Here is a 25,707-nt window from a genome sequence, read left to right as displayed (position 1 = left end):
GGCCTCCCGGCAAACTGACACCGGGCTATTGTACTAGGCAGGCCGCCAGCGGCCAGTGATCGAGGCAAATTTTGCCGCCCGCGACCGGTTTGCCCGGCGCAAGTTGCGGCCCCGGTCCCGGGAAGTAGCGCGCCGACAGGGTATGGCGGCCGCCATCGACGAAACACTCGAGACTGGAGCGATCGCACAAGACGGTGATGCCGCCGCCCTGCCAGGGGCAGCATCGCTCCTCCCACGCCCCGCTCTGCCAATTCAGACGGCGCAGCACCAGGCGCCCTGGCTGCCAGCACAGCTCGGCCACGGCGCCAAACCAGAGGCTCCCCTCGGCGCACAGCGCCAGATCGAGCCAGGCCGAGTCGATGGCCAGCCCCGGAAATTCGCCGAGCGTCCCCTCGAAGCGGGTCTGCTCCCCCTTCAGTGCCGCCAGCTCTGCCACCGGCCGCTGGCAGAGCCAGTCGCCTTGCCAGAACAGCTCCCGCGGGCAGCTCATCTGGTGCAGCCAGCCATAGGGGATGGTGGGCTGGCTCATCTCGTTCTCTTCCGGCAGTCCCAGCCAGCCGAACAAGAGGCGCCTCCCCTGGCTGTCCTGGGTGGTCTGGGGGGCATAGAACTCGAAGCCTCGGTCCAGCTCGTGGAAATCCCCGTGCGCGAAGTGCTCGCCGTCGAAGTCACCCGCCAGCCAGCCGCACTGGTAGAGGTTGCGATAATCCTCTCCCCGGGGGGCAATCCCCTGTGGGCAGCTGATCAGCACATGACGATCTGCCAGGGGGAAGAGGTCCGGACACTCCCACATATAGCCAAACTCATCGAGCCCTCCGCGCCCGCTGCCGGCGATGGGGCCCACCGGCGTCCAGGCATCCAGCGCGTCGCCGCGATAGAGCAGCACTTCACCCTTGTCATCCAGGGTGCGGGCCCCCAGCACCATCAGCCACTGCTGGCCGTCGTGCCACACCTTGGGGTCGCGCACATGGCCGCTGTAGCCTTCGGGCAGATCCAGCACGGGGCCCAGCTTGGCAAAGCCCCCCTCACCGTCGGCGCGGGCCAGACACTGATAGGCGGTGCGGCTGCCATCCGGGTATTTGACGTTGCCGGTATAGATGAGGGTCAGGCGCCCCTGCTCGTCGCTCACCGCCGAGCCCGAGTAGCAGCCGTGGCTCTCATAGGCCTCGGTTGGCAGCAGCGCCACCGGCTCGTGCTGCCAGTGCAGCAGATCGGTGGAGGTGACGTGCCCCCAGCCCTTGTTGCGGTGCTCGCAGCCGAGCGGATTCCACTGGTAGAAGAGGTGGTAGCGCCCGCCGTGCTCGATAAAGCCGTTGGGGTCGTTGAGCAGCCCCACCGGGGCTGCCAGGTGCCAGCGCGGCCGATGGGGATCGGCCGCCGCCTTGAGCTGTCCGGCCAGCAGCGACCGGACAATCTGGTTGAGCAGTGCAACGTCCTTCATCACTCCACCTTGTACTTGAGCAGGTAAGAGGCGACGAAAGCGGCGCCAAAGGCGATCACCAGCCCGATGATGTAGTGAATGAGGCTCATGGGCTGGACGATGGCCATGCCGGGAATACCGGTCAGCCCCACCGCCGTCATGCCCACCTTGGCCGCCACCACGTAGGCGCCGCCGCAGGCCCCGCCAAACAGACCGGCCAGGAAGGGCTTGATATAGCGCAGGTTGACGCCGAAGATGGCCGCTTCGGTGATACCGAGCAGGCAGGACATGGCAGCCGGCACCGTGATGGCCTTGATCTTCACATCCCGAGTCTTGAAGTAGACCGCGAGGCAAGCCCCGCCCTGCGCCACGTTGGCCATGGCCCAGATGGGCAGCAGGAAGTTGACGCCAATTTGCGGATTGGCCAGCAGCCCCGCCTCGATGGCGTGGAAGCTGTGGTGGATGCCGGTGATGACGATCAGCGAATAGGTGCCGCCAAATACCAGCCCCGCCAGCCAGCCCGCCTGCTCATAGAGGGCGCTCAAGCCGAACGAGATGCCATCCCCCAGCACCCGCCCGGCGGGGCCGATGAAGAGCAGCGCCACGAAGCCGGTGATGATGACGGTCAAAAACGGGGTGAGGATGAGATCGAGTGCATCGGGGATGCGCTTGCGCAGCTGCTTCTCCAGGTGAGACATGAACCAGACCGCCAACAGCACTGGGAAGACGGTGCCCTGGTAGCCGATCATCGCCACGTCCAGCCCGAAGAAGTCCATGGTCTTGAAGCCACCGGCGACCCCCCAGGCGTTGGTCAGCGCCGGGTGGGTGAGGATGCCGCCGAGGGTCGCCCCGAGGTACGGATTGCCGCCAAATTCCCGCGCCGCCGTAAAGCCGATCAGGATCGGCAAAATGATAAAGGCCGCCGAGCTGAACATGTCGAGCATCACAAACAGGGCGCTGTCGGCATTGACCCAGCCGTAGGTGCGCACCATGCCGAGTAGCCCCATCAGCAGGCCCGAGGCGACGATGGCCGGAATGATCGGCACGAAGATGTTGGAGAGGGTTCGCGCCAGCCGCTGGGCCACGTTGAGTTTGGCCGCCGCCATGTCGGTCAGCTCCGCCTTGCTGGCGGCGCCGGTACCGGTCAGCGCCACGAACTCCGCATAGACCTTGTTGACCAGGCCGGTGCCGAAGATCACCTGGATCTGGCCCGCGTTGCTGAAGCACCCCTTGACTCCCTCCAGCTTGTCGATGGCGGCCTTGTTCACCTTGCTGTCGTCCGCCAGCACCAGCCGCAGCCGGGTGGCGCAGTGAGCGGCGCTGACGATGTTCTCCCTGCCCCCGAGCAGGGGCACCAGATCCTTGGCTATCGCACTGATATTCATATTCTTCCTCTTATGACCCGCCGCGCTGGCGGGCCCTTGTCACATGAGAGTAGGGGCTGTCGAGCCGGGCTTCTAGCCGCGGATCAACAGCCGCTTGCGCCTGATCGCAAAAAGGCATCCAGTTCGGTGCGGGTCGGTAGTGCCGTCATCGCCCCCTTGGCGGTGGTGGCGAGCGCCCCACAGCCGTGGGCCTGAGCCAGGATGGCAGGCAGCTCGGCCAGGGTCGGCAGTGACGAACGCCCGGCCAGGGCCGCCAGCAGACCGGCCACGAAGGCGTCCCCCGCCCCCGTGGTGTCGAGCGGGGTCACCTTGGGCCCTACCCACTCCAACTGCTCGCCACCCAGACGGGCCACCACACCGGCCGCCCCCTGGGTTACCAGCACCAGCGCCGGCCCCGCTATGGTGGCGAGCCCCGCCGCCAGATCATCCAGACCGCTCAGCAGTTGCAGCTCCTCAATGGAGAGCTTGACCACATCTGCCTGCGCGATGGCTTCGCGCACCAGCGGCAGCATCTCGGCCGGGTTGCCCCACACCTCGGGCCTCAAGTTGGGGTCGAAGCAGACCCGTCCCCCGGCCGCCTTGATGGCTGCCATGGCCTGCAGGCAGCTGGTGCGCACCGGCTCGTTAGCGAGCGCAATGGAGCAGGTGAGCAGCCACTGACCGGCGTCGAAGCGGGGCAACTCATTCGGGGTGAGAAACTGGTCCGCACTGGGGCGCACCATGAAGGTGAAGCTGCGCTCCCCCTCTTCATCCAGTGCCACCAGCACGGTAGAGGTGCGATGGTCAGGATCGAGCCGCAGCGCAGCGATATCCACCCCCTCCCCGCTCAGGGTGTCGGCCATAAAGCGGCCGAACGGATCGCCGCCGACCCGGCCGATAAAGGCCGCATCGCCACCAAGCCGTGCCACGCCAACTGCCACATTGGCGGGTGCGCCACCCGGACACTGGAGGTAGTGCCTCTCCCCTTCCGGGATCAAGTCCACCACCGCATCCCCCATTACCCACACACGATTCGTCACCTTGCTACTCCACTGCTGCATCGGATCGACTGCCAAACCCGGACTCTGTTCTATTGGCTGGTATTATCAGCTAAACCGTTTTAGCCAACCAACAGATCCCGGCACCGGCTGCCATTTTTGTGATCGGGATAACGAACTAGAACCAGGTTTCCATCTGCACGCCAAAGTTCCACTCGCCGCCGGCGGTGAAGTTGCTCTGGCCCATGGCATCGTTGCTGGCGTAGTGGTCGAGCTCGGAAGACCAGTCCATCCAGGTGGCAAACACCCGCAGCTCGGGCCGCTCGAAGAAACCGGCGGTCTGCGCCTTGAAGGTGGGGGCGAAAGTGAGCTTGGTAAAGTCGCCGCTCACCGCCTGGCGGCCCTTGTAGCCCTTGGGATCCAGGTCCATGTACTGCCAGGTCGCCTCGTAGACCAGCTCGACGTTCTGGCTCAGCACCTGGGCCAGCCGGCCATTGAGGGTCACCCAGCGATAATCGTCCCCCTTCACGTAGCGATCCTTGCTCTGCTCGGCCTGCAGGGCCGGGGCGATACGCCAGCGCGGGGCAAGGTCGGTGGCACCAAACACGGCGACCCGCACCGCATCGGCGTCCGGCAACAGCTCGCTGTCGGAGCCCAGTCCTTTCAGCTCGGCACCCAGGCCATGACCATACAGCACCGCCGCCTTGGAGAAGCCGGGGTTGATGCCAAAGAAGCTGTCGGCGTGGTAGGCCAGCAGGGTGTGCGCCCCCTTGTTCGCCGCTTCGCTGCCCGCGCCGCCGTCGTTGATGCGGGTCTCGTTGTCCTTGGCGGAGAGACCGTTCACCATCCACTGCCAGTTGCCAACGCGGTTGTTCATGGTGAGGATGTAGCTCTCGATGTCGGAGAGGCCGCTGGCGCTGATGTCACCGTAGTCGCGCCCGTAGAGAGAGAAGTTGGCCTTCCAGCTGTCGGCCAGCTGCACGTCGTAGACACCGCCGCCGGTACCGGCCAGGAACACCACGTCCGAGTCGAGCCAGTGGATGTCGAAGTTGTCGCGGTCAAAGCGCTTGCCCGCCCACAGCACCGCATTCTTGAAGGGGCCGTCGAAGCTCGCCAGATTGCCGATCTCGGCAAACACCTGACGGGTGTTGAGGCTCGAATCGCTGGCGGTCCAGTCGTTGCTGGTCTCCACCCCGTCCGCCAGCATCAGCTTGTAGCGGGCCCAGCTGCCATCGGCGAAGGTCTGGGTCTTCAGCAGATTGGCCTCCATGTAGGTGTCATCCTCGTTGCCAAGGCGACCCACGGCCCCGCCCACCGAGCCGGCCGGGGTGATGTAGGGGCCGCCGCGGCCACCGTTGCCATTGCCGTTGACCAAGAGGCCCGAGCGGGCATAGCCGTGGAACTCGAAACCTTGGGCCCCGGCGGTCTGCTTGTCCACCTTCTCGCTCTGGGCCTTGGCCACCACGGCCGTCTCGCGGGCTTCGTTTGCCTTGCTCTGGGCCTCATCGGCCCGCGCTTCGGCTGCGGTGGCGCGCGCCTCGGCTGCCTGCACCCGCGCCTCCAGCGCCGCCAGACGGGCCTCGATACCGCCATCCGCCGCCCACAGCGGGCTGCTCATCCCCAATCCCAGCGCTACCGCCAGCGCCAACTTGTTCTTGCACATCGTCATCGTCCTCACCTGTCATCTGTTGCCCGGTCGGGCCTGTTGTTATCGACAGCAAGAGCATAGCTAAACCAATTTAGCTAACTCAATATGCCAGCTAAACCGTTTCAGCTTCAGTGTGAGCGGGATAACATTTGTACAGCAGAAATTGGCGGAAGTTGTGAGGAAGATCCCTCATCGGGATCCACTCAATAAGCGGGGATCTTGCTAAAACAGGGGCAAAAAAAGAGCCGGCACAGGGCCGGCTCTTTATATCTGGGTCGCGAAAATCAGCTGGTCAGATCGTCGAAGAAGCGTTTCACCCCTTCGAAGAAGCCTTCCGATTTCGGCTTGTGGGTCTTGGCGGCGGCGCCGCTGAAGGACTCGTCCAGCTGGCGCAGCAGCTCTTTCTGGGACTCGGTCAGCTTGACCGGGGTCTCCACCACCACCTTGCACATCAGATCCCCCACCTGGCCGGAGCGCACGGACTTCACGCCCTTGCCCCGCATGCGGAACATCTTGCCGGTCTGGGTTTCCGGAGTGACCTTGAGCTTGACCCGGCCATCCAGGGTCGGCACTTCGATTTCGCCACCCAGGGCCGCCGCGGTAAAGCTGATGGGCACTTCGCAGTAGAGGTTGTTGCCGTCACGCACGAAGATTTCGTGCTCCTTGACGTGTACCTGTACGTACAGATCGCCCGCCGGTGCACCGGCTTCCCCCGCTTCCCCTTCGCCGGAGAGACGGATGCGATCGCCGGTGTCGACGCCAGCCGGGATCTTGACCGACAGGGTCTTGGTCTTCTGGTAGCGACCCTCGCCATGACACTTGCGGCACGGATCCTTGATGATCTTGCCGCGACCGTGGCAGTGCGGGCACGCCTGCTGCACCGCGAAGAAGCCCTGACGCATCTGCACCTGGCCGGAGCCGTGGCAGGTCGGGCAGGTCTGGGCCGAGCTGCCGGTATGGGCACCGGAGCCGTTACAGACTTCACAGTGGACCAGGGTCGGTACCTTGATCTCCTTGGAGACCCCGCGTACCGCCTCTTCCAGCGTCAGCTCCATGGTGTAGCGCAGGTCGGAGCCACGGGCCGGGCCACGACGGCCGCCGCCACGGCTGCCACCAAAAATATCGCCAAACACGTCGCCGAAGATGTCGCCGAAATCGGCGCCGCCGCCAAAGCCGCCGTGGCCACCGCCACCCTGGCTCTGATCCACGCCGGCGTGACCGTACTGGTCATAGCGGGCACGCAGATTGGCATCGGTCAGGATCTCGTAGGCTTCCTTGACCTCTTTGAACTTCTCTTCGGCCCCGGCATCGCCCTGGTTGCGGTCAGGGTGATACTTCATGGCCAGACGCTTGTACGCCTTCTTGATCTCGCGTTCGTCGGCATCCTTGGATACCCCGAGCACTTCGTAGAAATCGCGCTTCGACATACTCATCCTGTTGCTATATCAGCAGTTACGCAGACGGGCGTTGGTTACCCAACGCCCGTAAATTCATTGACGAATCTGCTCACACTCTTACTACGAAGCCGTGATCAAGGCTCATGTGCTGCTCAGAATCCTCATGTATTCACATACACTCCGGTTCTTGCGCTGCTCTTTACCTTGCTGACGGCCTCTCGCGACAGACCGTGAACAGATTCTGAGCCGATGGGCGAAGCCTGCTTCGCCCATCTGGGTCGGGCTTACTTCTTGTCGTCTTTCACTTCTTCGAACTCGGCGTCGACCACGTCATCGTCAGCCTTGGCGGAAGAAGAGGACTGACCGGCATCAGCACCGGCGGCACCTTGTGCCTGAGCCTGCTGCTGGGCAATTTCCATCAGCTTCTGGGACGCTTCCAGCAGAGCCTGCTGTTTGGCTTCGATGGCAGCCTTGTCGTCACCCTTGATGGCGCTTTCCAGCTCGCTCAGCGCAGCTTCGATCTTGGTCTTGTCGTCGGCAGGCAGGGCTTCACCGGCTTCGGTGATCTGCTTGCGAACGGAGTGGACCAGACCATCAGCCTGGTTGCGGGTCTGCACCAGCTCTTCGAACTTCTTGTCCTCGGCCGCGTTGGCTTCGGCTTCGCGTACCATGCGTTCGATCTCGTCATCAGACAGACCAGAGGAGGCCTGGATGGTGATCTTCTGCTCCTTGTTGGTCTCCTTGTCTTTGGCGGAGACGTGCAGGATGCCGTTGGCGTCGATGTCGAAGGTCACTTCGATCTGCGGCAGACCACGCGGTGCCGGACGGATGCCTTCCAGGTTGAACTGGCCCAGAGACTTGTTGTCGCTGGCGCGCTTGCGCTCACCCTGCAGCACGTGAATGGTCACGGCAGACTGGTTGTCTTCGGCAGTGGAGAACACCTGGGACTTCTTGGTCGGGATGGTGGTGTTCTTCTCGATCAACGCAGTCATCACGCTGCCCATGGTTTCGATACCCAGGGAGAGCGGGGTCACGTCCAGCAGCAGTACGTCGGTCTTGTCACCGGACAGTACGGCACCCTGGATGGCAGCACCCATGGCCACGGCTTCGTCCGGGTTGACGTCTTTGCGCGGCTCTTTGCCGAAGAAGTCGGCAACGGCCTTCTGCACCATCGGCATGCGGGTCTGACCGCCTACCAGGATGACGTCGTCGATCTCGCCAACGGCCAGACCGGAGTCTTTCAGGGCGACACGGACCGGCTCCAGGGAGTCTTTCACCATGTCTTCCACCAGGGATTCCAGCTTGGCGCGGGTCACCTTGATGTTCATGTGCTTCGGACCGGTGGCATCTGCAGTGATGTACGGCAGGTTCACGTCGGTCTGCTGAGCGGAAGAGAGCTCGATCTTGGCTTTCTCGGCGGCGTCTTTCAGACGTTGCAGAGCCAGCTGATCCTTGCGCAGGTCGATGCCCTGCTCGCGCTTGAACTCTTCAACCAGGTAGTTGATGACGCGGTTGTCGAAGTCTTCACCACCCAGGTGGGTGTTACCGTTGGTCGCCAGTACTTCGAAGGTGGTCTCGCCTTCGACTTCGTCGATCTCGATGATGGAGATGTCGAAAGTACCGCCACCCAGGTCATACACGGCAACCTTGCGCTCGCCCTTGACCTTGTTCACGCCGTAGGCGAAAGCCGCGGCAGTCGGTTCGTTGATGATGCGCTTGACATCCAGACCGGCGATGCGACCGGCATCCTTGGTAGCCTGACGCTGGGCATCGTTGAAGTAGGCCGGCACTGTGATGACGGCTTCAGTCACCGGCTCGCCCAGATAATCTTCTGCGGTCTTCTTCATCTTCTTCAGCACTTCGGCAGAGATCTGCGGCGGTGCCATTTTCTTGCCTTTGACTTCTACCCAAGCGTCACCGTTGTCGGCCTTGGCGATGGCGTACGGCATGATCTCCAGATCGCGCTGTACTTCGTCATCTTCGAAACGACGGCCGATCAGACGCTTGATAGCGAACAGCGTGTTCTTCGGGTTGGTGATGGCTTGGCGCTTGGCCGGCTGACCAACCAGGATTTCGCCGTCATCGGCATAGGCAATGATGGACGGAGTAGTACGGTCGCCTTCCGCGTTCTCGATCACGCGAGCATGGTCGCCATCCAGAATAGCGACGCAGGAGTTGGTAGTACCCAGGTCAATACCGATGATTTTACCCATTTGACGAATCTCCAAATACTTTGAATAAACTGGCGAGGGGCTCGCCTTAATGCGTTAACGGCTAGGTGGGGGCTGCCAATCTGGCTTTCAAGCTCCCGGCATCAAATTTTTTGTGCCGCCGTGGCCTTGCATCCTATATGGGGTCGCAAGCCGCCGCTTCAAGCCCCGCCCTGAAAAAACCTGCCTTCATTCATTGCCATTGGCAGGATGAAGACCGGCTATCAGTGCACCCGGCGACCACAGAGCCGGGGCACTTACCAATAAAAAGCCCGCCGAGCGGCGGGCTCAGCACAGCTGATGGGGCTCAGGCCGGGGCCTTGGAAACCATCACCATGGCCGGACGAATGACGCGGCCGTTGAGCTCGTAACCCTTCTGCATCACCGCAATGACGGTGTTGGGGGCAAGCTCGGCGTTCTCGATCATGCTCATCGCCTGATGGGCATTGGGGTCGAACGGCTGATTGAGCGGATCCAGCGGATTGAGGCCGAACTTGCCGACCGAGCTCTGCATGGATTTCAGGGTCAGCTCCACCCCTTCAATCATCGGCTTGAGCGCCTCGTTTGCCTTGTCGGCCAGCTCGATGGCACGCTCCAGGTTGTCCAGTACCGGCAGCAGCTCGGCGGCGAACTTCTCCAGCGCGAACTTGTGGGCCTTCTCCACGTCCTGGGCCGCACGGCGACGCAGGTTTTCCATCTCGGCGACGGCACGAATGGCACGCTCGCGCTCCTCGAGGGAGGCTTGCTGGGCGGCATCCAGTTGTGCCTCAAGCTCGGCAATGCGGGCCTGCTCGGCTGTCACTTCACTGTCTACATCGGTCGGCTCGACTGGCTGGGCTTCCACTTGCTCCATCGCTTCAACCTTTTGTTCTTCGTGGTTCATGACATCTCCAATTCCGGGGTTACTTATTGAGGGCCCGACCACCCGGTTGAGCGACCGGACGGCAATGGGCCGACTATGTTGGCGCTATTATGGGGATGGATCCCCGGCTTTCAAGGGGAAAAGGGCGCCATTATCGCCAAGAGCGTGCAGCGGCGGGCAATTTGGGGCTTTTTCCCGGCATCCGCTGCGGCCGGACCAGCCGGTGGCAGACAAATCCCCCCCAAAGCGCGGTATACTCCCCCCAATACTCATCCCAGACCCGACAGACTATGGATTCTCCGTTCAAAACCATCGCCCTGATTGGCAAACCCCACCACGAAGGGGCCAACCAGACCCTGACCGGCCTGCATCAATACCTGACCACCCGCGGTTTTCGGGTCCTGGTGGAGAGCCGGGTGGCCCATGCCCTCGGCATCATGGACGAGAACGTGATGGACCTGGTGCAGCTGGGCCAGCAGGCGGATCTCGCCATCGTGGTCGGCGGTGACGGCAACATGCTGGGGGCCGCGCGGGTGCTGTCGCGCTTCGACGTGGCGGTGATCGGGGTGAACCGGGGCAACCTCGGTTTTCTGACCGATCTCTCGCCGCAGGATTACCTGCTGCCGCTGGAGCAGGTGCTGTGCGGCCACTACAAGAGCGAGCACCGCTTCCTGCTGGAGGCGGCGGTCTATCGCCACGGCGAGCGCAAGTCCAACAACCTGGCGGTCAACGAGGCGGTGCTGCACCCGGGCAAGATTGCCCACATGATCGAGTTCGAGGTCTACATCGACGGCAGCTTCATGTACAGCCAGCGCTCGGACGGCATCATAGTGGCCACCCCCACCGGCTCCACCGCCTACTCATTGTCAGCGGGCGGCGCCATCCTCACCCCCAAGCTCAATGCCATCACGCTGGTGCCCATGTTCCCGCACACCCTGAGCAGCCGTCCCATCGTGCTGGATGCCGACAGCGAAGTGCGGCTGCTGGTCTCACCGGACAATCAGGACGACGCCATGCAGGTGAGCTGCGACGGTCAGGTGACCCTGGCGGTCCACCCGGGGGACGAGATCCTCATCAAGAAGAGCAGCCACAAGCTGCATCTGGTGCATCCGCTCGACTACAGCTACTTCCACGTGCTGCGCAACAAGCTCGGCTGGGGCAGCAAGCTGTTCTGACCCACGCTTGACGTTCCTGCACATCCTGTTGCGGGTCGACTCTTTACTGTATGGAAAACCAGTATATACTGGATGCATACACAGTAATGTTGGCCCATACAGGATGAGACCATGCTGACCCAGCTGACCGTCAACAACTTCGCCATCGTCAAGTTTCTCGAACTCGATCTGCAACCGGGCATGACCTGCATCACGGGTGAGACCGGGGCCGGCAAATCCATCGCCATCGACGCCCTGGGCCTGTGCCTGGGAGAGCGCGCCGAGGCCGGCATGGTACGACCGGACAGCGACAAGAGCGAGGTCAGCGCCCGCTTCCTGCTGGACGGCAACCCGGCCGCCCGCGCCTGGCTGGCCACCAACGAGCTGGAAAACGAAGGGGAGTGCATCGTGCGGCGGGTCATCTCCGCCGAGGGGCGCTCGCGCAGCTACATCAACGGCGTGCCCGTCCCCCTCACCCAGCTCAAGAACCTGGGCCAGCTGCTGGTCAACGTGCATGGTCAGCACGCCCATCAGATGTTGCTCAAACCCGACTACCAGCTCGCCCTGCTCGATGGCTACGCCGGCCACCATTTGCTGCTCGATGAGGTACGTCGTCACTACCAGCAGTGGCGCCAGCTGCAGAACGAACTCAACCGGCTCAAGGCCGAGCAGCAGCAGCGGGAGGCCCGTCGCCAGCTCATCGAATATCAGGTGCAGGAGCTGGACGAGTTTGCCCTGCAGCCGGGGGAGTTTGAAGAGATTGAAGAGGAGCACCAGCGGCTGGCCAACGGCACCGAGCTGATGCAGGAGTGCGGCGCCTGTCTGGACCTGCTCTATGACAACGAGGAGACCACCATCGCCGGCCTGCTGCAGACCGTCGTCGATCGGGCCGAGAGCCTGGTCGCCATGGATAGCCGGCTAGGCGACGTGCTCGGCATGCTCAACGAGGCCCTGATCGGGGTGCAGGAGAGCCACAGCGAACTGCGCAATTATCTGGACCGGCTAGAGCTGGACCCCGAGCGTTTCAACGAGCTGGAAGCCCGCCTCTCCAAGGCCATCAATCTCGCCCGCAAGCACCACGTCAAACCGGCCGAGCTGGCCCTGCACCACCAGGAGCTGGCCGCCGATCTGGCCCGCCTCAACTCCGACGAGGAGCGGCTGGAGGGGATGGAAGACGAGCTGGCCGAGGCCCGCCTGGCCTTCGTGCAGGCCGCCGAGGCCCTGAGCCAGAGTCGCCAGCGCTACGCCGAGGAGCTCGGCGCCAAGGTGAGTGCCAGCATGCACGAGCTGGCGATGCCGGATGGCCGCTTTGCCATCGAGGTACGCCCCGACGCCCAGAGCAGCCTCTCGCCCCTTGGCATCGATCGGGTGGAGTTCATGGTCACCACCAACCCGGGCCAGCCGATCCAGCCGCTCGGCAAGGTGGCCTCCGGCGGTGAACTGTCGCGCATCAGCCTGGCCATCGTGGTCATCAGCGCCCGCAAGGTCTCCACCCCCACCCTGATCTTCGACGAGGTGGACGTGGGGATCAGCGGCCCGACCGCCGCCGTGGTGGGCCGCCTGCTGCGCCAGCTGGGTGAATCCACCCAGGTGATGGTGGTCACCCACCTGCCGCAGGTGGCAGGCAAGGGCCATCAGCACATGGTGGTCAGCAAGCACACCGACGGCAAAACCACGGAAACCCAGATGCAGGCGCTGGATCAAGGGGCCCGTCTCAACGAGCTGGCCCGCCTGCTGGGGGGGGATCAGATCACCGACAATACCCTGGCCAACGCCCGCGAACTGCTGGCCTGCTGAGATACAGGTCAGCCATCTGCACGCGGGGCCCACGGTGAGCATCAGGTACCCCGCGTCACCTCGCTAGCTGGTGACGGCGGTTTGCGGCTCTGCGGCTGGTGCATCATCACCATGCCGCCGTTGCCGCTTCCTGGAGAGGCCACTCCCGAGAGCTCACTCCCTGGCGGTTTGGATGGTCACGGCCTGCCTGACCGGGTTGGGGCATCCTTGTCGCTAACCAACCCGAGCCACAGTCTCATCTCTTTGCTTGCCCGCGTCTCCTCTCCAACTCCTGCGGCGTGAACCTTGCGGCGATTAGCGAGCCCGCCGGCGCTTGCCATGCGGCTATCTCCTTCCGCTTGTCTCCCTGTCCGGGTTTGCCTCCCCGCCCTAATCTGCTGCCCTGGTCTGCCTCCCTGCCCCAAGATGATTCAGCAGCAGAAGTGTGCGCCCCTTTGACCACAGGGTTTCACCCGCCGCAGAGCGGCTTGCACCGGTTGCCATCAGCGGGGACGGCGCATAGAGTGAAACCAGAGCGGGGCCAGCCCCTGTTTTCCCATTTGCCCCACATACCTGATCTTGCCTCAGGTGCGTCATCAACCGCAGGAATGGCACCATGCTCCACGTTTTTGGTCACAAGAATCCCGACAGCGACAGTATCTGTACCGCTCTGGTTGCCGCCGACTGGCTCAATCGTCAGGGCCGCGCGGCCCAGGCCTACGCCCTCGGTGAGCCCATTGCGGAAACCCGCTTCATTCTGGAAACCGCCGGCGTTGCCGCCCCGCCTCTGCTGCAGGGCAGCGTGGCCAACAAGGAGGTGTTCCTGGTGGATTTCAGCGAGCTGGAGCAAGGCCCCGAAGGGCTCGCCGAGGCGGACGTGCAGGGTCTCATCGATCACCATCGCATCGGTACCCTCATCACCCGGGGCCCGCTCGATGCCTGGATCCGGGCCGTCGGGTGCAGCGCCACCGTCCTGCTGGAGCTGATGGGCTATGACACCCTCTCCCGCGCCCAGGCTCGCCTGCTGCTGGGGGCCATCATCAGCGATACTTTCAGCCTAACCTCGCCCACCACCACGGCCCGCGACCGCGCCGCCGTCCATGCCCTGCTGCCGCTGGCCGATCTGGCCCTGGCCCCCTTTGCCCAGACCCTGCTGGAACGCCGCACCCAGCTCGGTGACGCCCCCATGACCGAGCTGCTGACCGCCGACGAGAAGGCCTACCAGATCGCCGGCTACCAGCTCTATGTCAGCCAGATCTGCGTGATGGATCCCGCCCAGCTGCACAGCCGCCAAGCCGAGCTGGAACAAGCCATGCAAGCGCGGCTGATGCAGGACGAACTGGATGCCTATGTGTTGATGCTGACCGATCTCGCCAAGGGGGGCAGCCAGCTCTACTTCGCCAGCAACGGCATTCTGCCCGAGCAGCCGACGCATCTGGTTGGCGCAGTCAGCCGCAAGAAAGAGGGGCTGCCCTGGCTGACCCGCTATCTCTCCGGCGAGCAGATCTGACCCCAAGCAGCGGGCCGGCCTCTGCCGGCTCGCCGCCCACTCCTCTTTTCAGCCCCCTCAATATCTGCCTCACCGGCCCATTCACGGCGCTTCCCGGCCAGACGACTCATACTTTGCTCACACTTTTAACGCCTCGTATCCCATTTTCCCGCCAAAACCCGGTTTTCCTTCATTTTCCATTCAACTCAGTCTGTTATGATGATGTAAACGAACATGGCCTGGCGATGCATCACCGACACGAGGTGACGCCTGCCGTACAGAGAGCCAGGTTCGTGCTATGCGACACATAGCGGGCACACAGTGGTATGGGACAGGCCGTTTGTCCCGGGTGACCCGCGCCATGCCAAGGGAGAACTGCTTATGACCTCAACCAATATTGTGCTGTTGCTGGAAGGCAAGGATTACGAGCAGGAGACGCTGGCCAAAGCGAGTCAATTGGCACAAGCCATGGGGGGCGAGCTGACCCTGTTGCACCTGACCCACAGCAGCAAGATGCGCCGCAAGAGCCTGTCGCTGTCGGAAGAGGAGCGCAGCGCCCAGGGCACGCTGGATGCCAAGGCCATCATCAGCGAACTCATCACCACCCTGCAGCACCCGGTGGATTACCAGTGTCTGGTGGTCGATGACGTGGTGCCCGACCTGAAACGCTGGCTGGCCGCCAACCCGACCGATCTGCTGCTGGTCGGCAGCCGCCACCACTGGATGGAAGGCTCCCTGGCACGCCTGCTCATCTACAAGCTGCCGATCGACATCCAGATCTGCCACGAGCCCTACAGCGAGCAGCTCAAAGCCGTCGGTTGATGACCCGGGTGCCCACCCGTGAGGTGGGCCCCCTGTTGCCACCTCCCTTTCGGGGTCCTTTTTACCCCGCCATCCCCTGCTTGCCCTCCTCATTACCCCGGCCTAATGACAAGGCTATCTACATGTTTCCTTACATATTCATCGCTGTTTTTTAAGCCTCGTTTGCTGCAGGATATTGCCCTTGCACGCCTTCGTTCGCTTCTTTCAGGTGAAACATGAACATAACTCCCCAGCAGAGAAAAATTGCCCTGCTCGCCCTCGTCCCCCTGCTCGCCATCGGCTGGCTGATCTGGCCGAGCAAGACGCCCGAGCCGGTGCTGACCGCCCAGGTGACCCGTCAGGACGTGGAGCAAACCGTGCTGGCCAGCGGGGTACTGCAGGCCATCGAGCAGGTGGACGTCGGTGCCCAGGTCTCCGGCCAGGTCACCTATCTCGCGGTGGAGGCTGGCCAGAAGGTCCAGCAGGGGGATTTGCTGGCCGAGATCGACCCGCTCATCGCCCAGAACAACCTCAAGACTGCCGAGGCGGATCTCGCCAGCCGCCGCGCCCAGCTCAAGATCAAGCAGGCCCAGCTCAAGCAGAACGAGCTGAGCTGGCGCCGTCAGCAGCAGATGTTCAGGCAGGAGGCGAGCTCGCGCGCCGATCTGGAGAGCGCCGAAGCCCTCCTGGCCGTGACCAAAGCCGAGCTGCAAAGTGCCCAGGCCGAGGTCGAGAATGCCCAGATCAAGGTGGAGCGCACCAAGACCGAGCTCGGCTACAACCGCATTCAGGCCCCCATGGATGGCACCGTCGTCAGCATTGTGACCCGTCAGGGCCAGACCCTGGCCGCCAGCCAGACTGTGCCGACCCTGCTCAAGCTCGCCAATCTGGAGACCATGACGGTCAAGGCGCAGATCTCGGAAGCGGACGTCACCCGGGTCAAGGCCGGCATGCCGGTCTACTTCACCCTGATGGGGGACCCGGATACCCGCTACCACGGCACCCTGCGCACCGTCGAGCTGGCCCCCACCAACATCAACGAGCAGGCCACCAGCACCACGGCCACCAGCAACGCCGCCGTTTACTACTACGCCCTGTTCGATGTGCCAAACCCCGATCACACCCTGCGGGTCGCCATGACCACGCAAGTCACCATAGTGCTCGGCGAGCGCAAGCAGGTGCTGACCATTCCGCAGACGGCCCTTGGCAAGAAGCTCGGGGAGAACGAGTACGAGGTCACCCTGCTCAAGGAGGACGATCAGAAGGAGACCCGTCGCATCAAGACCGGCATGAAGGACGACATCAAGATAGAAGTGGTCAGCGGCCTGAGCGAACAGGAGAAGGTCACCCTGGGCCAGGGCAAGCCGGCCAGTAACAATGACGTGGAAATCATGCTGTGAGCGAGCCGCTGATCCAGCTCAAGGGGATCGAGCGCCGCTACCAGAGCGGGGAGCAGGAAGTGACCGTGCTCCATCCGCTCGACCTCACCATCGAGGCGGGGGAGATGATCGCCATCGTCGGTGCCTCCGGCTCCGGCAAATCGACCCTGATGAACCTGCTGGGCTGCCTCGATCGGCCGAGCAGCGGCCAGTACCTGTTTCGCGGCCAGGATACCGCGACCCTGGATGCCCTCTCCCTCGCCCGCCTGCGCTGCCACCACTTCGGCTTCATCTTTCAGCGCTACCACCTGCTGCCGCACCTCAATGCCGCCGCCAACGTGGAGATCCCGGCCGTCTACGCCGGTACGCCGCGGGCCGAGCGCCAGGCTCGCTCCCAGGCGCTGCTCACCCGGCTGGGGCTCAGCGATCGCAGCCATCACACCCCGAGCCAGCTCTCCGGTGGCCAGCAGCAGCGGGTCAGTATCGCCCGGGCGCTGGCCAACGGCGGCGAGGTGATCCTGGCGGACGAACCGACCGGGGCCCTCGACAGCCAGAGCGGCAAGGAGGTGATGGCCATTCTCAAGGAGCTCCACGCCCAGGGCCACACCATCATTCTGGTGACCCACGACATGGAGGTGGCCAGCCACGCCGACCGGATCATCACCCTGAAAGATGGCCGGGTGCAGGAGGACAGCGGCCGCAAGCCGGCGGCCGTCCCCGTGACCCCGACCGCAGCCCCTGCCGTCAAGGAAGGGGCAGGCCACGACTGGGATCGCTACCGGGAAGCGGCGCGCATGGCGCTGCACGCCATGCTGGCCCACCGCATGCGCACCTTCCTCACCATGCTTGGCATCATCATCGGCATCGCCGCCGTGGTGAGCGTGGTGGCGCTCGGCCAGGGGGCCCGTGCCAAGGTGATCGATCAGATCAACGCCATGGGCACCAACACCATCGACATCTTCCCCGGCAAGGATTGGGGGGACGAGAAGGCAGCCAGCATCCAGACCCTCAACAAGCGGGATCTCGATGCCCTGCTCGGTCAGCCCTATCTGGAAGGGGCCAGTCCCCAGATAGCCGCCCCCGGCCAGCTGCGTTATCGCAACAAGACCAGCAGCGGCAGCATAGTGGGGGTCGGCAACGACTTCTTCCGGGTCAAGGGGATGAAGCTCACCAACGGCCGGTTGTTCGACGAGCGCGACATCCAGAACCGGGCGGCGGTGGCGGTGGTGGACGGCAAGACCATCGAGAGCCTGCTCGGCAAGCAGGATCCCGTCGGTCAGGTGGTGCTGGTCGGCACCCTGCCGGTGCGCATCATCGGCGTGGTGGAAGAGGAGACCGGATTTGGCCGCAGCAGCCAGTCGGTGAACGTCTGGCTGCCCTACAGTGCCGTGATGAGCCGTCTCATCTCCCAGAACCACTTCAGCCAGCTCACCATCCGGGTCAAGGACGGGGTGCAACCGGCGCTGGCCGAGCAGGCCGCCATCGAGCTGCTGACCCAGCGCCACGGGGTGAAGGACTTCTTCACCTTCAGCAGCGACAGCATCATCAAGTCGGTGGAGAAAACCACCGCTACCATGACGCTCTTGGTCTCCGCCATCGCGGTGATCTCCCTCATCGTCGGCGGTGTCGGGGTGATGAACATCATGCTGGTGTCGGTGGTGGAGCGTACCCGCGAGATCGGCATCCGCATCGCGGTCGGCGCCCGCCAGTCCGACATACTGCAGCAATTTCTGATCGAGGCGGTGATGGTGAGCCTGCTGGGCGGCACGCTCGGGGTCGGCGTCTCCCTCTTCATCGGCCTGCTCTTCTCCCTGTTCGTGGAGAGCATCCAGATGCACTTCTCGCTCTTTTCCATCCTGATGGCGTTTGGCTGTTCCTCGCTCATCGGGATCCTGTTTGGCTATCTGCCCGCCCGCAATGCCGCCCGGCTCGACCCGGTCGAGGCGCTGGCGAGGGAATGACGATGTACCACTTATCCAAACTGGGGCTCTGCCTCACCCTGGCGCTCGGTCTCGGCGCCTGCAGCCAGCAGAGCAGCTATCAGCGGCAGGATCTGGCGCTGGCCGACCACTGGCAACAGCCGGACGACGGCCTCACCCGGCAGCAGGCCGGCCCCTGGTGGCAAGGCTTCCACGACCCCGAGCTGGATCAGCTGATCGAGGCCGTGCTGGCCGCCAACCCGGACATGCAGGTAGCCGGCCTGCGCCTGCGCAGCGCCCTGCTCGGCGCCGACCTGGCCGATACCAACCTGACCCCCTCGGTCAATGCCGGCATCAGCGGCAATGGCACCAAGGATCTGAAGAGCGGCAAGGCCAGCGGCAGCATGGGTCCCTCCCTGACCCTCGGCTACGAGGTGGATCTGTGGGGCAGGCTCGCCTCGGTGCGGGATCAGGCGAGCTGGGAGGCCGAGGCCTCCGCCCAGGATCTGGCGGCCACCCGCCTGATGCTGATCGGCAAGGCGCTGGAGCAGTACTGGCAGCTGGCCTATCTCGGCTCGGCCATCACCCTCGGCCAGCAGCAGCTCGCCAACTATGAGCGTGCCGAGCAGCTGACCCAGGCCAAGTACCGGGCCGGCGCCGTGACCCGGCTCGACCTGGTGCAGGCCAGCCAGCAGAAAGCCGGCAAGCAGGCGGAGCTCAGCTCGCTCCTGATGCAGCAGGAGCAGGCCCGCAATGCCCTGCGGCTGTTGCTCGGTCGCAGCAGCGGCCCGCTGACGTTCGAACCCAAGGCGCTGCCGACGGCTCCCATCCCCACGCTGGCGGTCGGCATTCCGGCCGATGTGCTGGCGCGGCGCCCCGACGTGCGCGCCGCCGAGCTGCGCCTGCGCAAGACCCTGGCGAAGGGGGACGAGATCCGCACCGGTTTCTACCCCACCCTGAGCCTGACCGGCGGGGCCAGCAGCAGCTCGGACACCCTGACCCAGGTGCTGCAAAACCCGGTGGGTACCCTGGGCGCCACGCTGGCGCTGCCCTTCCTCGAGTACAACAAGACCCGGCTTGCCATCGCGGGCTCCCAGCTCGATTACCAGATAGCCGAAGCGGAGTTTCGCAAGCAGCTCTACAGCGCGCTGGTGGAGGTGGAAGATGGTCTGGCCGCCCGCCACCACGGCGAGCAGCGCCTGAGCTACCTGGCCGAACAACTGGACTTTGCCAAGGAGGCAGAGCGGCTGGCCAGAGCCCGCTACCAGGCCGGCGCCACCGGGGTACAGCCCTGGCTGGATGAGCAGAACCGGTTGTGGGATGCCGAGCTCGCCCTGCTCGGCCAGCAGAAGGAGCAGCTCAACACCATGGCCAGGATCTACAAGGCACTGGGGGGCAGCGATCGCAGCTGACCTGCCTTGTCTCATGCCCTCGCACCGCGCGAGGGCATCAGGCATCTCCCTTATTCTTTCCCCTTGTGTGCCTTGTCCCCTCGACCAGGGTCTGACCGCTAGCACACAAAGCAATTGATAATAATTTTCATTTAATGAAAAATGGGCGCCATTATCAGTCAGGAGTATGCCCATGTCCCAGTCCGCCCCGGTCAATCGTCCCCGTCTGCTCACGGTCAAGCACATTCAGGATGTGAGCCCGCACCTGCGCCGGATCTGCCTGACCAGCCCGGAGCTCGCTGACTACCCCTTCACCTGTGGCGGCGCCCATATCAAGATCATGCTGCCCCAGCCGGGCCAGGCCCATGCCGTACTGCCCACCCCCACCCCGCAGGGGCCGCGCTGGGAAGATCCGAGCCAGCGCCCCATCATGCGTACCTTCACCATTCGCGCATTTCGCCGCGAGGCGCTGGAGCTGGATATCGACTTCGCCCTGCACGGCGATGGCGGCCCCGCCAGCCGCTTTGCCAACGAGGTCAAGCCAGGCGACCTGCTGGCCATCTCGGGCCCAGGTGGTCCGGACCCAATGTTGCAGCCTGCCAGCCACTACTACATGGTGGGAGATCTCACCGCTCTGCCCGCCATCAGCGCCATGGCCGAGGTGATGCCCGCCGATGCCCGTGGCCACATCGCCCTGCTGGTGCCCTATCAGGAAGATGTGCAGGATCTGTCGCTGCCCGCCGGGGTGACCCTGCGCTGGTTTGTCGGCTCCCCTGAAGAGACGGCGCCGCTGGTGGAGTACTTCACCTCTCTGCCGCTGGAAGAGCAACAGAGCTACTTCTGGTTCGGCGGGGAAGAGGGATTGGTGGTCCCCATGCGCCGCCACGTACGGCGCACGCTCGAGGTGGATCGCACCCGGGTCTACGCCGTGCCCTACTGGCGCCATGGCAAGGATGAAGAGGCCTATCACCATGCGCGTCACGACGTGATGGACAGCTGAATCAGCTGATTTTCCCCTGAAATATCAAGCTCATGGTCTACCGCCCATGGGCTTGATTGCCATTGGTGCAATGCCACCCGCCTGCTCTCCCCCCCATTCTGGTATGCCGCTCGGTTGTGCTTGCATTTGCGGCCGACAACAAGATAATGATAATCACTCTCAACAATAACAGGTGATGACGCCCCATTGCAGCTCCCTCGTCCGGGTCCCGGTGTGGAGTGCACGTCATTCACTCCATTTGCACAGCAAGGTAATCCAGATGGCAGTCTTGAACTCGGTAATGCGCGCCTTCGCGGTGGAGGCTCTCCCCACTCCTGCCGACCTGTTGGCACTTCACCCCTGTCCCGCCGACCTGGCAACCCGGATCGATCAGCACCGTCAGCAGGTTCGCCAGATCCTGAGCGGGGAAGACGATCGCCTGCTGGTGGTCATCGGTCCCTGCTCCATTCACGATCCCCTCGCCGCACTCGATTACGCCCGGCGGCTGGCAGTGCTGGCCCACGACTATCGGGATCGGCTGCAGATCGTGATGCGCACCTATTTCGAGAAGCCCCGCACCACGGTGGGCTGGAAGGGGCTGGTGTTCGATCCCCATCTGGACGGCAGCAACGACATAGGCCATGGTCTGCAGCTGGCACGCCAGCTGCTGCTCGACATCAACCGGCTGGGGCTGGCCACCGCCACCGAGTTTCTCGACACCACCAGCTTCCTCTACCTGGCCGATCTCATCAGCTGGGGAGCGATCGGCGCCCGGACCACGGAGTCACAGGTGCACCGGCAGCTGGCCTCGGCCCTGCCCTGTCCCATTGGCTTCAAGAACGGTACCGATGGCAACATCCGGGTGGCCATCGATGCCATCCAGGCCAGCGAAGCCTCCCACCTGTTTACCGCCCCCGGCAGCCAGGGCGGCATGGTGGTGATCAAGAGTGAGGGCAACCCGGCCGGCCACATCATCTTGCGCGGCGGCACCCGCCCCAATTATCACCAGAGCGACGTGGAAGAGGCGGCCGAGCGACTGGCACGGCAGGGGCTCACGCCCCGACTCATGGTGGATTGCAGCCACGGCAACAGCCAGAAGCTGCACAAGAACCAGATCCGGGTGGCAGGAGAGCTCTGCCGCCAGCTGGGGGAAGGCAGCGACGCCATCGCCGCCGTCATGGTCGAGAGCTTCCTGCAGGGGGGCAGCCAGAAACCGGCGCCGCTGGCCGAGCTGGTGTATGGCCAGTCGGTCACCGATGCCTGCCTGTGCTGGGACGATACCCAGACCCTGCTCGCCATGCTGGCAGAGGCCGTCGAGACACGGCGCCAACACCCTGCTCGGGCACAACCGGACACCGCCCGCTGGCATGCCCAGCTGGCAAGTTGAACGACCATCAGCAATAAGGCTCCCACAACGGGAGCCTTATTATTTTGCCGATATTCCTGCCCTGTCGACCGCTCTGGTCTACCGATTAAATGACCAGCTCACTCTTTTTCCATGCAAAGTACGCTGACATTCGGATCCGGCTGGAATTAATAATATGTTGGCTCAGGTATTACCCACTGCAGGCCGCAGACAAGCAGTCTCCCCCGGTCAGGGTGGATAATCACGCGGTAAAACCCGGCGGGTTGCGGAGCAAAAAAGAGGCACGCCTTGCGACTGACTTAATGCTTTTCCCATTGCCACATCGTCAGCCAGCTAATACCTGACGGGCTATATGAGTCCAGATATGGCTGGCATTCCGATGATCGCGTGACAGCAAAAACGCGTACAGGGAGCCATCGGTACGATCATTTCCAATTAATCATTCCATCATGGGGCGACCAATTGACGTGCAGAGCACCGGTCTGAATGCGACACAAGAAGGTCGTATCAGGGGAGTTGGGGAATTGACAGAAGATATTTTTGGTGAGCACAAATAATAATGCCGCCTCATGGGCGGCATCATTCATGACTGATCCCGTGGATCAGATCAGGAAATCATTCAGATCCTTGCCCAGTGCCACTTGTTCGGCAATGGCTTTCGGCATACGGCCTTGACCGGTCCAGGTTTTCTCCTGGCCATCTTCCTGGTACTTGTACTTGGCAGGACGCGGGGCGCGCTTGCTCTTGGTCGCACCAGCAGCGGCAGCCGGGGCGGCGGCGCTGTTCAGCAGCTCACGGGGGTCGATACCGGCCTGCTGCAGCATTTCAGTGAACTCGCTCAGCTTGCGCTGACGCTCTTCCTGTTCGGCACGCTCTTGTTCAACAGACTCGGCACGCTCGTTATATACCAGCTCGAACTTTTCTTTTGCTTCTTGCAGCTGTTCAAACGGCAATTCACGGATGGCAGCGCGCAGGCTGCGAATGTTCAGCAGAACTTTCAGAAACTCGTTCATTACTTCCTCACAGAATTATTTTTGTTTGTCACAGGGATAACACAGCTTGAGAATAGCACGGCTGTTTGATGACAACATAATGATTTTATAGCCGCTGTCACTTTCTTAACAAAAAAGTGCGGCTGAATATACCGCTGACTTTATTCAGCCATTACCCATTACGTCACACCAGCTCATCTTTTGCCATGCAATTCCCCATACCGGGTATGGCAAATAGCGCAGATGTACCCCGTTATATTTTCCATCACAGTTGCGACCGCTATTTTTACAATTGGCCACGGTTGTTAAAACCTGACTCACCCACATGAGACTCAAGGTAGACGATTGACACTATATATTACCGGCAGCATCCGCTCGTTACTGCCGGCAATGCAGCTCTGCAACCATGATCTGATCAGTCGCAGGGCGCTGGCGCCCTATTCCAGGATCAACCGCCGCCAGGGACCGGTGATCTCACAGTGGCCTGTTTCTGCCGTATTCTGCCATCCCAATCGATGATAAAAGGCCAGCGCCGCCGTGTTGTGGGTCGCCACCTTGAGCGAGGCGGGCTTTTGAAAAGAGGCCAACCCGTGACTCAGCAGGGCCCGCCCCACCCCCTGCCCATGCCAGTCGGCCGAGACATACAGGTGGTGAACGAAGCTTTCATCTCCCCAGATGGAGACAAACCCGCAAGGCGCTCCCCCCTGCTCGGCTACCCAGATCTGCTCGCCCCGGGTCTGCTCGTCAAAATCTTCCAGCCGAAAATGAGCGGGATCGACCCAGTGAAAAGTCTGCCGCCGCCCTTTGAGAAACAGCTGCGCCAGCTGGGGAATATCCGTCTCTTGCATAACTCTGATCATCAAAGCGTCCTTGTCATTGTGACTGCCTGACCCCACTCTCAATGGAACACAGGCACCATGTCAAATCGCACGGGCATAATAGTCTCTCGGCGATGGCAGGGGTGTGACACACCTCTGTCCATTTCATAAGCCATGGGACTATACTGCCTGAGTCCCATGTATGGATGGTTTGAGGCTCGCTGATTTATGGATAACAAGCAGATAGAAGGCAACATCTTTGTTCCGGCCCATATCGACGATGTCTGGCGCGCCTGGACAACCGAGAGTGGCCTGCGCAGTTTTCTGGCGCCGGAATGCCTGATGGTGCCCGAACCGAATGGTCCCTTCGAAATCTATTTCAGACCCGATGCCCCGTTGGGTGAACGTGGCAGCGAAGGTTGCCGGGTGATGGCCGTCATGCCCCACGACCTGCTCAGCTTCAGCTGGAATTTCCCGCCCTCCCTGCCCCACATCCGCCTGCAGAAGACCCAGGTCAGCCTGCGGTTCGTGCCGGAAGGCCAGGGTACCCGACTCTACTTCCTGCAAACCGGCTGGGCCAACGACCCGGACTGGGATCAGGGCTACGCCTATTTTCGCGAAGAGTGGCTGGAAACCAGCCTGCCCCGCCTGCAATACCGCTTCACCCACGGCCCCATCGACTGGAACAACCCGCCGGACAAGCAGCAACTGAAATCCCTGGCTCAATAAGAGCCCATATAAAGAAGAACACCGCCAGCTGGCGGTGTTCTTCTTTATGCAAGGTCGGTGCAGACGGGCTCACAGCAGGGCGGCACCGTAGCGGTTGGGCAGAGTCGAGCCTTTTTGCAGCTTGAAGAAGAGCAGGATCAGGAAACCCAACACCGGAATGGCCCCCACCAGCAGATACCAGCCGGTGCGATTGGTGTCGTGCAAGCGGCGCACCCCCAGCGCCACGGTCGGGATCAGCGTCAGCAAGCCATATACACCCAAGGGATAATTGAGCTGCTCAGGGGCGTTGAACGCTAGCGACAGGGCAACACATATCACGGTATTGATCAGCAGGAACATGAAATATTCCTGGCGGGATGCCCGCCCGCTGAAATTGAAATAGTTTTTAAACGCATTGAAATACCAGTTCATAATTTACCTCTTGGCATTGCCAGATAGCTGATGGGTTGAAGGGTAATCTTCTCTTACCGTTACTGTTCAATATTCGAGTCAAAACGAGTCACTTGAAAATATATTGATGAGCTGCTATCCGGCAATACAATAAACATTATTAAAAACTATTAACGGGCAACCTCGCATTGCACACTGGTTACCAATACTGCACCAGCCCTCCACTGCCCGCAGCCGGCTAGCCAGCAGAGCCTGACACGGCAGCACCGCTAGACTTGGTACTGCAATGGAGCGGTATGCATATAACCACCTGATTTTATGCATTTTAATAGTTTTTAATAATGTTCTCTCGTTGGCGCCCAACTGGACCGGCGAGTTACTCTGCAGGCCACAACATCAGGTTATAAGCCCCCCTGGCTCACAGGGTTTCAATATGCGAACACGTTTGGCATTGATGATCTCATCAAGCCTTCCCAGCACCCGCTGCCAGAATATAACGAGCCATCATGCGCTTGTTGGCGCCACTGATTCGAGGCTGCCGGCGCCCTCGGTTATTACTCTGACCATCATCATAAAAATAAAAAAATGATGACAGAAGCAATCCATTCAATCGCAATCAATTAAA

General features: G+C 62.4%; 21 protein-coding genes. 10 read left to right on the top strand and 11 right to left on the bottom strand.

The features are described 5' to 3' along the window. Positions 1–25: 25 nt before the first annotated feature. The 7 genes from ACB032_RS02610 to grpE all read right to left on the bottom strand — a co-directional run bounded on the left by ACB032_RS02610 (position 26) and on the right by grpE (position 9,920). Positions 26–1,441 (bottom strand): sucrose-6-phosphate hydrolase, encoded by a 1,416-nt coding sequence (locus ACB032_RS02610; protein ID WP_171280919.1) that lies wholly within the window; start codon positions 1,439–1,441, stop codon positions 26–28. Further along, on the bottom strand, positions 1,441–2,805 hold the full coding sequence (locus ACB032_RS02605) for a sucrose-specific PTS transporter subunit IIBC (RefSeq protein ID WP_171280920.1): 1,365 nt from the start codon (positions 2,803–2,805) through the stop codon (positions 1,441–1,443). The genes ACB032_RS02610 and ACB032_RS02605 overlap by 1 nt, the downstream gene beginning before the upstream one ends. 83 nt (positions 2,806–2,888) lie before the next feature. Then, on the bottom strand, positions 2,889–3,845 hold the full coding sequence (locus ACB032_RS02600) for an aminoimidazole riboside kinase (protein ID WP_371137386.1): 957 nt from the start codon (positions 3,843–3,845) through the stop codon (positions 2,889–2,891). 115 nt (positions 3,846–3,960) lie between these two features. Next, on the bottom strand, positions 3,961–5,451 hold the full coding sequence (locus ACB032_RS02595; protein WP_371137282.1) for a carbohydrate porin: 1,491 nt from the start codon (positions 5,449–5,451) through the stop codon (positions 3,961–3,963). Between the two features lie 263 nt (positions 5,452–5,714). Then, positions 5,715–6,857, bottom strand: a complete 1,143-nt coding sequence (dnaJ, locus tag ACB032_RS02590) for a molecular chaperone DnaJ (protein WP_011706780.1) — start codon at positions 6,855–6,857, stop codon at positions 5,715–5,717. 254 nt (positions 6,858–7,111) lie between these two features. Beyond that, positions 7,112–9,040 carry a molecular chaperone DnaK gene (gene dnaK / locus ACB032_RS02585; RefSeq protein WP_011706781.1) on the bottom strand — a complete coding sequence of 643 codons (1,929 nt, stop codon included), beginning with the start codon at positions 9,038–9,040 and terminating at the stop codon, positions 7,112–7,114. A 304-nt stretch (positions 9,041–9,344) separates the two neighbouring features. After that, positions 9,345–9,920: a nucleotide exchange factor GrpE gene (grpE, locus tag ACB032_RS02580; RefSeq protein ID WP_371137281.1), complete on the bottom strand. Its 576-nt coding sequence runs from the start codon at positions 9,918–9,920 to the stop codon at positions 9,345–9,347. A gap of 269 nt (positions 9,921–10,189) precedes the next feature. Between grpE and nadK the strand changes: the two genes are divergently transcribed. The 9 genes from nadK to ACB032_RS02535 all read left to right on the top strand — a co-directional run bounded on the left by nadK (position 10,190) and on the right by ACB032_RS02535 (position 22,174). Then, the gene (nadK, locus tag ACB032_RS02575; RefSeq protein ID WP_005303013.1) at positions 10,190–11,074 is read left to right on the top strand and encodes an NAD(+) kinase; all 885 of its coding nucleotides are present in this window, start codon (positions 10,190–10,192) and stop codon (positions 11,072–11,074) included. A gap of 111 nt (positions 11,075–11,185) precedes the next feature. Further along, a complete protein-coding gene (recN, locus tag ACB032_RS02570) occupies positions 11,186–12,850 on the top strand; it encodes a DNA repair protein RecN (RefSeq protein WP_011706784.1) in 1,665 nt (554 codons plus the stop codon). A gap of 595 nt (positions 12,851–13,445) precedes the next feature. Then, the gene (locus ACB032_RS02565) at positions 13,446–14,339 is read left to right on the top strand and encodes a DHHA2 domain-containing protein (protein WP_371137280.1); all 894 of its coding nucleotides are present in this window, start codon (positions 13,446–13,448) and stop codon (positions 14,337–14,339) included. Positions 14,340–14,699: 360 nt separating this feature from the next. After that, positions 14,700–15,140: a universal stress protein gene (locus ACB032_RS02560; protein WP_011706786.1), complete on the top strand. Its 441-nt coding sequence runs from the start codon at positions 14,700–14,702 to the stop codon at positions 15,138–15,140. 215 nt (positions 15,141–15,355) lie between these two features. Then, the gene (locus ACB032_RS02555) at positions 15,356–16,519 is read left to right on the top strand and encodes an efflux RND transporter periplasmic adaptor subunit (RefSeq protein WP_139750530.1); all 1,164 of its coding nucleotides are present in this window, start codon (positions 15,356–15,358) and stop codon (positions 16,517–16,519) included. Then, positions 16,516–18,459 carry a MacB family efflux pump subunit gene (locus ACB032_RS02550; protein ID WP_371137279.1) on the top strand — a complete coding sequence of 648 codons (1,944 nt, stop codon included), beginning with the start codon at positions 16,516–16,518 and terminating at the stop codon, positions 18,457–18,459. Before ACB032_RS02555 ends, ACB032_RS02550 begins: the two co-directional genes overlap by 4 nt. Further along, positions 18,456–19,829: an efflux transporter outer membrane subunit gene (locus tag ACB032_RS02545; RefSeq protein ID WP_371137278.1), complete on the top strand. Its 1,374-nt coding sequence runs from the start codon at positions 18,456–18,458 to the stop codon at positions 19,827–19,829. Before ACB032_RS02550 ends, ACB032_RS02545 begins: the two co-directional genes overlap by 4 nt. Positions 19,830–20,001: 172 nt before the next feature. After that, positions 20,002–20,808 carry a siderophore-interacting protein gene (locus ACB032_RS02540; RefSeq protein WP_011706790.1) on the top strand — a complete coding sequence of 269 codons (807 nt, stop codon included), beginning with the start codon at positions 20,002–20,004 and terminating at the stop codon, positions 20,806–20,808. Between the two features lie 259 nt (positions 20,809–21,067). Then, a complete protein-coding gene (locus tag ACB032_RS02535) occupies positions 21,068–22,174 on the top strand; it encodes a 3-deoxy-7-phosphoheptulonate synthase (protein WP_371137277.1) in 1,107 nt (368 codons plus the stop codon). A gap of 404 nt (positions 22,175–22,578) precedes the next feature. On the opposite strand, the gene ACB032_RS02530 is transcribed toward ACB032_RS02535, so the two are convergent. The 3 genes from ACB032_RS02530 to ACB032_RS02520 all read right to left on the bottom strand — a co-directional run bounded on the left by ACB032_RS02530 (position 22,579) and on the right by ACB032_RS02520 (position 24,005). Continuing rightward, complete coding sequence (locus ACB032_RS02530; RefSeq protein ID WP_164927705.1) at positions 22,579–22,740, bottom strand: hypothetical protein; 162 nt, start codon at positions 22,738–22,740, stop codon at positions 22,579–22,581. Between the two features lie 15 nt (positions 22,741–22,755). Beyond that, on the bottom strand, positions 22,756–23,166 hold the full coding sequence (locus ACB032_RS02525) for an H-NS family nucleoid-associated regulatory protein (RefSeq protein ID WP_017410727.1): 411 nt from the start codon (positions 23,164–23,166) through the stop codon (positions 22,756–22,758). A 416-nt stretch (positions 23,167–23,582) separates the two neighbouring features. Beyond that, positions 23,583–24,005 (bottom strand): GNAT family N-acetyltransferase, encoded by a 423-nt coding sequence (locus ACB032_RS02520; RefSeq protein WP_041213686.1) that lies wholly within the window; start codon positions 24,003–24,005, stop codon positions 23,583–23,585. Positions 24,006–24,191: 186 nt separating this feature from the next. Here ACB032_RS02520 and ACB032_RS02515 point away from each other — a divergent pair, with 186 nt between their 5' ends. Then, positions 24,192–24,692 (top strand): SRPBCC domain-containing protein, encoded by a 501-nt coding sequence (locus ACB032_RS02515; protein WP_011706794.1) that lies wholly within the window; start codon positions 24,192–24,194, stop codon positions 24,690–24,692. A gap of 69 nt (positions 24,693–24,761) precedes the next feature. Here the strand turns inward: ACB032_RS02515 and ACB032_RS02510 are convergent, their stop codons facing one another. Then, the gene (locus ACB032_RS02510) at positions 24,762–25,103 is read right to left on the bottom strand and encodes a DUF805 domain-containing protein (protein ID WP_011706795.1); all 342 of its coding nucleotides are present in this window, start codon (positions 25,101–25,103) and stop codon (positions 24,762–24,764) included. Positions 25,104–25,707: the final 604 nt, after the last annotated feature.

It is taken from the genome of Aeromonas sp. S5(2024) (assembly GCF_041403025.1).
Taxonomy (GTDB): Bacteria; Pseudomonadota; Gammaproteobacteria; order Enterobacterales; family Aeromonadaceae; genus Aeromonas; species Aeromonas hydrophila.
This window is presented reverse-complemented; position numbering and strand designations above follow the sequence as displayed.